A 12,924-nucleotide genomic window follows, 5' to 3' on the forward strand; every position below is an offset into this window, starting at 1 on the left:
TGTGCCAGATATTAACTATAACTCAACGATGAAAAAAGTATTTGTAATGGGTTTCATGCTGGCAGCCGGCCTGGCCCTAAATGCGCAAGCGCAAACGACCAATTCTGGATCAACTGGTAACACAGGTACAACCAACACAGGCACGTACTCAAATGGCCAGAACACGGGTACTAACTCTGGTACCTATCAAACGCAGCCACCTACCAATACGGGTACAATGAACAATAGTACGGGTACGATGAATACCGGTACTACACCTACGAATACTGGTTCTAGTGTCAATACTGGTATTAATCAGCCGCCCGTCAACTCTGGAAACATGGGCTCCAGTACGGGTACCACACAGCCAACAATGAATAATCGTCCAACCAATACTGGCACGGGGACATATTCAACGGGAACGGGTTCAATGAGCAGCGGTACACCAGCTAGCTCTACTTATGGAACCGGATCTACCGATCGGACCGGTGCAGGTTCCGTAGGTAATCCTCCGACCCGTACAAACAGTCGACCTTCTTCGACAACAACGAGACCTTCTTCCATGACGAATTAATGAGCGCAATTCGTGAGAAGTGAACTGGGTGGATAACTTTGCGAAGTTTTTCACCCAGTTTTTTATGTATAGCCCAGTCGATCTAGTTACGTTACAGAATCTATCAGTACGTCGAAGCAGTCAGATTGTATTATCGGACCTTAACCTAACAATTCACGCTGGTGAGTGCTGGGCCGTGGTTGGGCCGATTGGTAGTGGTAAAACCTCGCTTCTACAAGCGATTGCTGGTCAACTAGCCGTAATGCCTGGTATGATTACCCGCGCTCTGACGGCTTCGTTTGTATCATTTAAAGAAGAGTCAAGCAAGTTTTCCTACAACGGCCACTTTTACCAGCAACGGTATCACGCTACGTTAAGCGATTCGCACGAAGGTAAGCCAGCGATCACTGTTCGCGATTATTTACGCTATACCGAGTCTCCAGAAAACACTGCTCTGGTTCGGCGTTTAGGCCTCGAACCATTACTCGACTCTGCTTTCATAAAGCTGTCGAATGGACAGACACGTAAAGCAAGGATCGGGAAAGCATTATTACAACACCCACAGCTTTTATTACTCGATAATCCATTTGTTGGGCTGGATGCTACGTTCCGCGCTGATCTGAGCAATTGGCTTAGCGACCTGATGATACATGGATTAGCATTAATAATTGCCGTTGAGCCTGACAATTTACCGCCCTTTATTACACATGTTTTGGCACTGGATAAGGGAAGAATAACCTGGGCAGGCATCAAAGAATCGTTTAAACCAGATCCTGTACAAACAGAAAAACCTGTTGCCCCCAGGCTGGCAACCCCGTCGAAACCAGCCGATTTTGCGGAGGCCTTCAGCATTAAGGATGTACACGTTCGTTACGGTGATCAATCCATTTTAGAGGCCATCAACTGGACAGTTCGTGCCAACGAGCGATGGGCATTAATGGGCAGAAACGGCGCTGGTAAGTCTATTCTTCTAAGTCTTTTATACGGTGATCACCCACAGGCTTATGCTAACGATATTCGTTTGTTTGGCCACAAACGTGGAAGAGGAGAGAGTATATGGGACGTAAAGCGCCGGATTGGATTTGTTTCGCCCGAACTACATTTATACTTCCCGCAGCATCTGACAGTTGCGCAGGTTGCCTTTACCGGCTTAACGGATACGCTTACTGTACCAGCCCGTGTGCCTGCCGAAGCTCAAACCGACCTGCAGCAATTATTAGCTTATTTTGGTGCCGAGTCTTTAGTGAACCGCCCTTTCGGAACCCTTTCTGTTGGCGAACAACGCCTGGCTTTGTTAGTAAGGGCGCTGCTTAAAAATCCACCTATGCTCATTCTCGACGAGCCATTTCAGGCGTTAGATAAGCGTAGTGTTGCGCTTGCCCGCCATCTATTGGATTCATTTACGCAAAAAACTATTTTGTTCGTTACACACGACAAACGGGAGTTACCTGATAGTATTGAGCAAATTTTTGATCTGGAAAAATAGTACGGGTTTTGCTAAAGCAAGAGCAACCGATTATTGTACTTATGTAAAAATGTGGTTTTATTTATTTGATTGAATTAGCGATGGTATGTTGGCATGGTTTATGATACATCAAGGGTCTGCTTTTTTGATGATCCTAAAGTTGATCTATTGCGTACCACTGAAACAATAAGTAGCCAATTTTAAAATATATACTACCTCGATGCATTCTGTGGCCGCATTACATGAACGCTTGGCATGATATTCGTCATAAGCTGGCTATCATGCACATCATATGATAAAACGGCTACTGAAAAAATTTACACAACTTAGTTTATGGCTGTTAGCTGGACTGTTGGCATCGACACCAACAATGGCTTCAGGACAGCTATTAGCTGATACGTGCCGGCATCCAGAACCTCCCGTAATTGTAGGCTCTACAAAAGATATTTGTCGTAGTGAATCTGTTACGTTGACCGCAACCGGATGCACAGGCGAAGTAGTATGGTCAAATGGGGAAATAGGTAATAAAATTACCGTTCGGCCGCAACAAACGACTAAGTATACCGCTATTTGCCGGGCAAAGCAGGGGTGTATAAGCTGTTTTGCGGACGTATGGAAAGTTACAGTAAATACGCCGGATGCGCCTGTCCTGACAGCAGCCTCGTCATTGGTTTGCGCTGGGGACGTAGTGACCATTACGGCTAAAAATTGTGCAGGAACAGTCCGTTGGCAAGATCAGTCAACTGGTTCGGTCTGGACTGGCAAGCTGACAGAATCTACTGTATTTAACGCCACCTGCGAGCAGAATAACTGTGTTAGCAATACGTCGACAAACGTACTGGTACAGGTCGCATCGCCAACTGTGCCAGTTGTTTCAGTCGATAAGGCAGCCATTTGTGTTGGGCAATCTGTTCAGTTGACAGCCACTAATTGTATTGGAAAAGTGCTTTGGTCTGATGGCGGGGAAGGCCGTATTCGATCGGTGTCTCCAGCTGCTTCTGTGAGTTATCGGGCCGTCTGCCAGATAGGGTCTTGCCGTAGCGATAGTTCCTTGTCTGTACCTGTAGCAATTCGACCGGCGAATATACAAGTACGGATAAACCCGACGTTAACAAACGCATGTCCCTATTTAACTGCTGATTTGTCAAAAGCCATCAATAGCTCGAATGCCAATCTGCATTATTTGTTCCGCACTGGTCCCTCGATTGAAACCGCTGCTGTTCAATCGCCTGGAGCGGTAAAAGCGGGTACGTATTATGTGTTTGGCCGTAGCGCAGATGGTTGCTATACAGCTCCCAATACCATAGCAGTTCAGATCGTTTCCTGTGAAAACGCAATTCCTCCCTGTTTAAGCAATCCGGCTACGGTAGCTGTTCGCTTAGATTCGGTCAATTGGTCGAAGGGAGTTATAACGCTCCAGGGTCAGCTTGGCGGTTCTGCAGAGTCAGCTAGTTGGCAGAGTACTGGGGGCGGTTTATTCACGAACGAAAGTCTACAGGCTCGTTACTTGCTATCTGAGGCTGATCGGCAGGCCGGGAATGCTACGTTCACGCTTGTTGTACCCGATCCTGATGGTACTGGTCCATGTGTAGGGGCATCGGCGCAGGCAAACGTAGCCTTACCCATGACGACTCGAGAAATTGTGGGGCTTAGTAAAAAGGTTAGTGAACCTGTTTGGGTATCAGAAGCAGGCGTGCGCCTGATCGAATTGGCTTATCAATTTACCGTGGTCAATCTAGGGAAACACCCACTGACACAAGTTCAGATCGCTGATGACCTGGAGCCTGTATTTATGGCCGCAGGAGCCAGAATTCACTCGGTAGCTGTGCGGACAGACGGATCATTGACTGCCAGTTCAGCCTACAAAGGCTACGGAGCAGATACTACGTTGCTAACAGGGGCGGACCAGTTGCCAGCCGGAGGACAGGCTAAACTGTGGTTAACCGTCCGGGTCGATGTCAGTCAGGCAAGTACGTTGACCTTCGCCAATAAAGCTTTTGTAAAAGCGGTTGATGCTAATGGGGGGATTTGTTCGGACGAGTCTACCAATGGTACGGAGGCTGATCCTGATCAAAATGGCGACCCTGCCGATAATAAGGAGCCAACAAGTGTTACGTTACATTCGTTACGTCCTGAAGAAACAGAAACTGTCTTTATTCCGGAAGGGTTCTCACCCAATGGTGATGGTATAAATGATCGGTTTGTAATTCAGCGTATACCGGCCGGTGTCACGGCTCAGGTAGAGATTTTTAATCGTTGGGGCCATGCAGTATATCGGAGTAACGACTATAAAAATGACTGGGATGGAACCGCAAATCAGGGTCTTAAAACAGCCGAGGCTAAACAGGGTTTGCCAGATGGTACCTATTATTACCAGATTCGTCTGAGTGACGGCCGCGAGTTTGTGCGCTTTTTGATGTTGTCGCGATGAAGTTTTTGTAATGAAGTAAGGGCAAATTCGTTTGCCGATTTATAGAGCAGCTGCCGGCCTGGCCGGATGTAAGGAAGAGACGAATGAGGACTAGTTGGTTAAAGCTACTTATGGGCGTTTTGTTGTGGGCAGGCTGTTCGACAATGGCTTCTGCACAGATTGATTCGCTATTACGGCAGGCTGACCGATTGCTTGGCTACAAAGCATATGGCCGGGCAATTGATGCTTACTCGCAAATTTTAAATGAGCAGGGTGAGCAACTAACTTCTGTTCAGAAAGCTACAGCCCAACGGCAACTGGCTTTTGCTTATTTACAGGTTGGCGATGGCGTAAAAGCTGAGCGGTATTATAAAGAAGCGTTGAGCAGTGGACTGGATGAAGATCCCCAACATGTACTACAGTTTGCTCAGATACTGGCTGGCAATGGTAAATTTCAGGAATCTCAGAAGCAATATGATCGATATCTCCAGCTAAAAGAAAAAGGGCCGTCGAGTCGTTCGTCAGCAGTCCCTGAAGAACGTATTCCTACTCAGGCGAATAGGAGGGAGGTTATTAAATATCGGCTAGAATATCTGTCCATAAATACACAAGGCGAAGAGTTTAGCCCGGCTTTTTATCAGGACGGGTTAGTATACGTATCGGGTAAAAAAGGAGGCTCTGCTATTGAGACAAAGGGTGGAGGTGGCGGATCGGGCTATCTTGATTTGTTCTACGTACCTAACCGCAACAATATCAAGGCATCTTATTTCATCAATGCGGACGGATCGATCTCAAAGCCACCTGCCGAACGCATAAAGACGGAACGAAGTGTTGGTAGCGACGATTATACCCGATCGACGGCCAATGATTCCAGGACGGTACCCGGTTTTACCGAAGGCATCAACATATCGGAAGGTCTGGGCTATGACGCACGATCGGCTGGCTCGGGTTCAGCTCAGCGATTTAGTAAAACGCTGAATACCAAATACCATGAGGGCCCTGCTACGTTCTCACGCGATGGCTCCCGAATTATTTTTACACGTAACAACTACAACGAAGGACGTTCGGGGAAAAGCTCCGAAGGCGTAAATAAACTCAAATTATATACGGCTCGTCAGCAAAATGGTATATGGGTAGATGTTGAGGAGTTGCCATTCAACAGCGATGAATATTCGGTTGGGCATCCTAGTTTAAGTCGCGACGAGCAATTGTTGTATTTCGTTTCTGACATGCCAGGCGGCTTCGGAGGAACCGATATTTACGTAAGTCGGTATCAGAATGGAAGGTGGGGCCGTCCTACTAACCTCGGGTCGGCTGTTAATACAAAAGGCAATGAGTTATTCCCGTTTGTCGATGAAGCCGGGAATCTATATTTCTCGTCCGATGGGAGAGGTGGTCTGGGCGGGCTGGATATCTTTTTTGTGCCTATAGTTAACGGAGCCGCTACGTCGTCAGTGGAGCGGCTGGATATGCCCATAAATTCGCAGGAAGACGATTTTGGCTTTATTACTGATGCCAGTCGGCGGGGTGGGTATTTCAGCAGTAGCCGTCGGGATGGCAACGACGATATCTATCGTTTCGTCCGAGAAAGCTCACTATACGGCTGTCGTGATTTAACAATTAGAGTGTATGATGCCGATACTGATCAGCCTTTAGATAGCGTAAACGTACTGGTTAAAGCGAAAAGCGAAGGCCGCCCCGATCAGACCATCACAACTGACCGGAATGGTTTTGTACGAATTTGTCTGGAAGCAAGTAATGACTTCACATTCCAGACCAGCCGCGATGGTTACATCAATAGCACGATAGGGTTCAGGACACGAGCCTTAACCGACGATCAGCCGACCCGGCTCGAAATGTCGATGATGAAGCCTACGGTTATTATGGATACTATTCCGGAAACACCAGTCAGCTCGGTCTCAGTATTAAATCGTTCCCGAATTCGGGGCGTAGTCGTCAGTGAACGAGATCGCAGACCTATTGAAGGCGTAACGGTTCGGCTTCGAAATGAATGCAACCGTTCTCAGCTTGAATACGTAACGGGTGCTGATGGTCGCTATAGCTTCGATCTTGATCCGGGCTGCGACTATACCCTGGTGGCTTCAAAACCTGAATTTGGTACCAACACAAACCGGATCAAGCGGTTGCCAAAGAAAGAAAAACCCAAGGAACTATCGGCTGACTTGAGAATGCTGAGTGTAGGAGATGTCATCACCATTGATAACATTTACTATGATCTTGATCGGTATAGCTTACGCTCCGACGCGGCTCGTGAGTTAGAGCGGTTAGTAGCGATTATGCGTAAGTATCCGTCGCTGGTGATAGAAATTCGGTCGCATACAGATAGCCGTGGCGATGCTGCCCGTAATAAAGCTCTATCGACTGAACGGGCAAAGGCGGTAGCCAGCTACCTGAATTCGAAAGGAGTAAGCCTTAAACGATTGGTTGCTATAGGCATGGGTGAGTCGCAACTGGTTAATAATTGTACCGATGGGGTCATCTGCACCGAGGCCGAACATCAGCGAAACCGGCGGACAGAATTTCGGGTAATTGCCATAAAATAAGGATTAACGTAAGGCGTAGTTATGAATAATGGTACGCCTGCCTTACATTCATAGCCAGGAATCGGCCCAATGGGCGGCAAACGATTGCTACGTTGAGTACATGCTTGGTTTCCCTAACGCAAAAATTAATCTTGGGTTGTTCATTACCGAAAAACGGCCCGATGGTTTTCACAATCTGCAATCCTGCTTTTATCCGGTTGGCTGGACAGACGTATTAGAAATAATACCAGCACCAGCTTTTTCCTTTACTAGTAGCGGATTACCTATTCCGGGTGATGCGCATACAAATCTTTGTGTTCGTGCTTATCAGTTGTTGGAGCGAGATTTTAAGTTGCCACCCGTTCAGATGCATTTGCATAAACTAGTGCCCATTGGGGCTGGTTTAGGTGGTGGTTCGGCCGATGCTGCTTTTGCCCTGCGACTTCTTAACGAGCAATTTTCATTAGCCTTAACTACGTATCAATTAGAAGAGTATGCTCGTCAGCTTGGTAGTGATTGCGCATTCTTTGTTGAAAACAAGCCTGTTTATTGTCTTGAAAAAGGCGATGCATTTGAGTCAATTAATGTCGATTTAACGGGATACCATATAGTACTAATCTATCCCAATCTGGCTATTTCGACGGCGGAGGCCTACGCTAACATACGTCCGCGCCAGCCTGAAAAACCATTACGTGATTATTTGCAGAATCCAATTGAAACCTGGCGAACCAACGTTCATAATGACTTCGAAGATAGCCTGTTTCCGAAATACCCTATTCTGCAAGAGATCAAGCAACAGTTCTATAGAATGGGCGCTGTTTATGCGAGTATGAGTGGTTCTGGCTCAACAATCTATGGGATTTTTGACGCACCTCCTGCCATCCCAAACCAATTTACCAGTTACAACGTTTGGCTAGGAAAGCTTTGATCTACTTGTTACTCCCCTTCGGCTGAGACACAACAGGTCAGCTAAACCTATGTAAGATGAAAGTCGGTACCGGCGATCCGGTAAATGAAGGTAAATGAGCAACTTCATCACGAAACGGCGGGAGCCGTTCCGCTTTATGGTTTGGCTAGGTATTGCCAGTAGCGTACTGTTGTTTACGATGCTTCTGGTAACCTACATTGTTCGCCGAACTGGCTCTGGCTGGACTGATGTAAAACTTCCTAACGTATTCCTGGTAAGCACGCTCGTTATTTTGTTGAGCAGCTTTACGCTTAATAACGCTAATCAGGCGTTTCGGCATGAGCGTTTTAGTAGCTACCGGATCAATATGGCCTCTACGCTTGTATTAGGCTTATTGTTCATTTGTTTACAGGCCTGGGGTTGGCGCCAAATGATTCTGGCGGGTATTGGATTAGACAATAATCCGGCTGGCAGTTTTGTCTATATTATCTCCGGAATTCATTTATTACATATCCTGATTGGCCTGATTTTTTTAGGAATTGCCTTAGTCGAAGCATTACGTCGCCGATTATACGTTGATTCATTTGTGTATAGCGTCAACCCACCAAATCAACTGAAAATTAGGCTTATTACGTTATACTGGCATTTTGTTGATATTCTCTGGATCGGTTTGTTTGTCTTTCTGTTAGTTCACCACGGCCTTGATCTGGAATTACCGCTCTAACCGTTCAACAGTATAGCTATCCGGTTTTGCTGCTTTATTTCGTTATTTGTATAAAATTGTCTTTTATCGCTTCATGAGAAAAATTGCTCTTGGGGCGGGGCTTTGGGCGTTAAGTTTCGTTTCAGTCGCTCAAAATGCACCGTCGTCAACATCTGCACCAGGATCTAAGTATGATCCACTGGCTTTGTTTCACCCTCTGTTTAATATGCAGCCCGGCAACGATTACCGAACAGGTAGTGGTGCGCCCGGCCCCCGATACTGGCAGAATAAATCTGATTATCAGATCAACGTAGCGCTGGATGAGCAGCAAAATACCATTGCTGGCGACGTAACAATTACGTATAAAAACAACTCTCCGGAAATACTGTCTTATCTCTGGTTACAGCTCGACCAGAATGCGTTTAGCGATACGTCGAGAGCGGCTAAGACGACGCCGGTCACAGGCGGCCGTTTTGGGAATATGGGGTTTGCGGGCGGATTAACGATATCCAGCGTAACAGTAGATCAGGGCGGTAATAAATTTGCTACGGTACCTTACGAAATAACGGATACGCGGATGCAGATCCGGTTGTCTGAGCCGGTTAAGGCCAATGGAGACGTAGTAAAAGTAAAAATTGCGTATTCCTTTAAAATTCCTGAATACGGCTCTGACCGTATGGGTAAAGTAACCCGTAAAGATGGCATCATCTACGAAATCGCCCAGTGGTACCCACGAATGTGTGTCTACGACGACATCGAGGGGTGGAACGTACTGCCTTATCTGGGAGCGGGTGAGTTCTACCTCGATTACGGCGATATGGAATACAACGTTACTGTTCCCTGGGATCATATTGTGGTTGGTTCGGGCGAGTTGCTAAATCCTAACGACGTATTAACGGCCGACCAGATCAAACGCCTGGCGCAGGCCCGTCAGAGCGATCAAACGGTCATGATTCGTACCAAAGATGAGGTGAACAATGTCAGCTCACGGCCCAAAAAATCGGGTACCTTAACCTGGAAATTTCGTTGCGTAAACACCCGTGACGTAGCGTGGGCATCCTCAAAAGGGTTTATCTGGGATGCGGCTAAAATGACATTACCAAGTGGTAAGGTTGCGTTGGCACAGTCGGTATATCCGGTTGAAAGTGCAGGCAATGACGCCTGGGGGCGTTCAACGGAATACGTTAAAGGATGCGTTGAGTTCTATTCCAAATACCTCTATGAATATAGCTATCCGGTTGCCACTAACGTAGCGGGAATCGTAGGTGGTATGGAATATCCGGGTATTATCTTTTGCGATCACAAAAGCCGTAAAGATGGGCTTTGGGGCGTAACCGATCACGAATTTGGCCATAACTGGTTTCCAATGATTGTCGGTAACAACGAGCGGAAATTTCCCTGGATGGACGAAGGATTCAATACGTTTATCAATACGCTCTCTACGGCTAACTTCAACAAAGGCGAGTATGACCGTGAGCGGGGCACCATGCATGATATTGCTCCTGCCTTATTTTACCCAACAGAACCAATCATGACTATTCCTGATGTGCAGCAGGCTCGCGCTTTAGGAATCCTGGCCTATTATAAACCCGGTATGGGTCTTAAGTTGCTTCGGGATGTTGTCTTAGGTGCCGATCGATTTGATTTTGCATTCAAGAATTATGTCAATCGCTGGGCGTTTAAGCATCCAACACCGTATGATTTTTTCCGTAGCATAGAAGATGGTGCAGGCGAGGATTTGGGCTGGTTCTGGCGTGGCTTTTTCTACGAAACCTGGAAACTCGATCAGGCCATTAAAGACGTAAAATACGTTGACGGTTCTGCGGAAAAAGGCTCGTTGATCACGATCGAAAACCTCGATAAGTTCGCTATGCCCGCTACTATTGAAGTAACAGAAAGTAACGGTAAGAAAGGTCGTGTGAATCTGCCAATAGAAATATGGCAGCGGGGAGGCTCCTGGACGTTTAAATACAATTCGACGTCTTCCCTGAAAACGGTAGTGCTCGATCCAGATGAAAAGCTCCCCGATATTAACGAAAAAAATAATGTCTGGCGGGCCGAATCTCAGTAGATGATACGTAGTAAATAGCATCGGGGGCAGCAGTAAGCGATCTTACTGCTGCCCCCGATGCTATTTATGGGCAATTAAACTTCTATAATCATAGCGCCGTATGAATACCCTCCGCCAAAAACCGTAACGGCAATGTGCTGACCTTTCTGGAACGTATCCCAATTTTCAGAAAGGGCGATGGCACAACCGGCGCAGCCAGTATTACCATAGCGCTGGATATTAGAAATTAGCTTCTCCTCCGGTAAATTCAGCGTTTTCATTACGTTCCGCGAGATGCGCAGATTAGCCTGATGTGGCAATACGTAATCAACGTCAGATAGAGCCAGGTTGCTACGTTCGAGCGCTTGCTGAATACCCTTCGGCATATATTGACAAGCATTGATGAATACGTCCCGGCCAAACGGCATCGTAACTCCGCCATCTATCGGTTTCATCATTACCCCTGTAGTAGCTTTGGGGGTATGAGCAGCTCCGCCCGTCAACAATGTTTTAATAGTAAAGTCGCCTTCGCTCTGCCGTTCTTTAGTGATGAGCAAAGCGGCCGCCCCATCGCCCCATAAGTGGCCGGAAACCGTATCCTGTTCGTTATTGTAGGCCGTATTATGTTCCGATACGATAACCAGAGCCCGGCTTGCTTTATTGAGTGCGAAATATCCTTCAACTACTTCAATGGCGTTGAGCAAAGAAGAGCAGGCCGTCGAAATTGAAATAACGGGAATATCTGGAATCTGGAGAAGATGCTGAGCTTCGTGTGCCAACGATACAATGGTATCGTAAGGCGTGTAGGTAGCTCCAACGATTAAATCCACCGTCGACAGGTCTGCTTTAGGCATAAGCCGCCGAACCGCATCGAGTGTCATCGTATTCGTATTCTCACCTGGAGCTGCTTTACGCCGTTCTTCAATTCCGGTTCGTTCAATAATCCAGTCGCTGGAAAGGCCGTTTAGCCTCGTAAAATGTTCGTTACCAACTATCTCTGTTGGGAGATAGTGACTTACTGCATGGATGTACATCAGGTCAAAAAAGTAAGGCTAACGCAGGCATAACCTGAATTAACGCCGAAAGTTAAACCCTTCCGGGAAAGTATGGTATCAAACATTAGAACAATACTATAAAGTATTGGTAATTTTTTATTTTAACGAAAAAATTACCCGCATCATATACGTTTGTCAAGTATAAGCGTATAGTAGTTTAGTAGCTTTTCTGACTCGCTGCTCCAATTGTACTTACGCTCCACAGCTTGTCTACCGTTTAGCCCCATCGTAAAAGCTTTTTCTGGGTTCTCAATCAACTCGATAAGTGCTTGCGCTACCTGAACAGGATCATGTGGTGAAATACAAAAGCCACAGTCATAGCGTTCTACTACATCTTTGTACAGCCGAAAATCCGACGTAATAACGGGTAAGCCTAAAGCCATATACTCAAAAAGCTTAGTCGGGTACGATTCCGTATAATCGCCAACTGGTTTGAGCAGGGCCAGACCAGCCGTTACGTTGTCTATATACTGAAAAGCCTTTTGTTGGTCGGTATACCCATAAAAACGCAGATTATCTCGAATGGAGTCATAGCCAGGGAGTTGATCCAGCTCGCTTTTCGGTAGTTGCCTCTCACCAAACAAATACATTATAAACCCAGGGTATTTTGTTTTTACCAGAGCTAGTCCAGCAACCAACGTATCAAAAGCTCTTTCAAGACTGATCTGGCCAATGTAGAAAAATTCAGGAGCTATCGAATTAGGTGAATAAGCTTTTCGAAATTGATCCAGAAACGATAATTGCGGAAAATTATAGATGATACAATACGGGTTCTGCAAATCGGTATAGGTGTCCAGATAGCCATGTTCAGTGAAAATGAGATAAAATTGTCGGTGAGCTAGTCTATCGGCCCATCTAAATGGCCAGATTGCCCATGAACCCTGGTTCGTAGCCTTCGTGTCCAGCTTTTTATAGAAATTCTCGTGTACCTCGTAAATAACCGGGATGCGTAGAATCAGTTGAATAAGCCGGGCCAAAGGAATTAGTTCGGGATCGTAGAGATGCAGAAGTTTCGGGCGGAAGTATAAAGCATACCCAAAGGCTAACGGCTGGCTAAAAAGAACTCTGAACAATAACTTCCTGAATTTTGGGAGCCATACGTAGTGAACGCCCTTATTACGTCCAGTTGGGGCATGAGGTAAGGCGGCAATGACATCATAATGCGGAGCAAGACTAGGGATAACTCTGTTAGTTACCCGTGGGTCCTGGTAAGGGTGAGCAGTACTAATATGCAGAATGCGGACTTTTTCCATGAAAGA

General features: G+C 46.5%; 9 protein-coding genes. 7 read left to right on the plus strand and 2 right to left on the minus strand.

Translation table 11 applies throughout. The features are described 5' to 3' along the window. Positions 1-28 precede the first annotated feature (28 nt). The 7 genes from GK108_RS24010 to GK108_RS24040 all read left to right on the plus strand — a co-directional run bounded on the left by GK108_RS24010 (position 29) and on the right by GK108_RS24040 (position 10,631). Positions 29-553 carry a hypothetical protein gene (locus GK108_RS24010; protein WP_163953973.1) on the plus strand — a complete coding sequence of 175 codons (525 nt, stop codon included), beginning with the start codon at positions 29-31 and terminating at the stop codon, positions 551-553. A gap of 64 nt (positions 554-617) precedes the next feature. After that, complete coding sequence (locus tag GK108_RS24015) at positions 618-2,018, plus strand: ATP-binding cassette domain-containing protein (RefSeq protein ID WP_163953975.1); 1,401 nt, start codon at positions 618-620, stop codon at positions 2,016-2,018. A gap of 271 nt (positions 2,019-2,289) precedes the next feature. Further along, positions 2,290-4,428, plus strand: coding sequence for a gliding motility-associated C-terminal domain-containing protein (locus GK108_RS24020; RefSeq protein ID WP_163953977.1), 2,139 nt, complete (start codon positions 2,290-2,292; stop codon positions 4,426-4,428). A 143-nt stretch (positions 4,429-4,571) separates the two neighbouring features. Further along, positions 4,572-6,971 carry a carboxypeptidase regulatory-like domain-containing protein gene (locus tag GK108_RS24025; protein ID WP_246225141.1) on the plus strand — a complete coding sequence of 800 codons (2,400 nt, stop codon included), beginning with the start codon at positions 4,572-4,574 and terminating at the stop codon, positions 6,969-6,971. Between the two features lie 100 nt (positions 6,972-7,071). Then, positions 7,072-7,878, plus strand: coding sequence for a 4-(cytidine 5'-diphospho)-2-C-methyl-D-erythritol kinase (gene ispE, locus GK108_RS24030; RefSeq protein ID WP_163954137.1), 807 nt, complete (start codon positions 7,072-7,074; stop codon positions 7,876-7,878). Between the two features lie 94 nt (positions 7,879-7,972). After that, positions 7,973-8,581, plus strand: a complete 609-nt coding sequence (locus GK108_RS24035; protein WP_163953981.1) for a cytochrome c oxidase subunit 3 — start codon at positions 7,973-7,975, stop codon at positions 8,579-8,581. A 73-nt stretch (positions 8,582-8,654) separates the two neighbouring features. Further along, positions 8,655-10,631 (plus strand): M1 family metallopeptidase, encoded by a 1,977-nt coding sequence (locus tag GK108_RS24040; protein WP_163953983.1) that lies wholly within the window; start codon positions 8,655-8,657, stop codon positions 10,629-10,631. Positions 10,632-10,705: 74 nt separating this feature from the next. On the opposite strand, the gene GK108_RS24045 is transcribed toward GK108_RS24040, so the two are convergent. Then, complete coding sequence (locus tag GK108_RS24045; protein WP_163953985.1) at positions 10,706-11,644, minus strand: 3-oxoacyl-ACP synthase III family protein; 939 nt, start codon at positions 11,642-11,644, stop codon at positions 10,706-10,708. Between the two features lie 143 nt (positions 11,645-11,787). Further along, the gene (locus GK108_RS24050; protein WP_163953988.1) at positions 11,788-12,918 is read right to left on the minus strand and encodes a glycosyltransferase; all 1,131 of its coding nucleotides are present in this window, start codon (positions 12,916-12,918) and stop codon (positions 11,788-11,790) included. Positions 12,919-12,924 lie beyond the last annotated feature (6 nt).

Source organism: Spirosoma terrae, from assembly GCF_010435915.1.
Taxonomy (GTDB): Bacteria; Bacteroidota; Bacteroidia; order Cytophagales; family Spirosomataceae; genus Spirosoma; species Spirosoma terrae.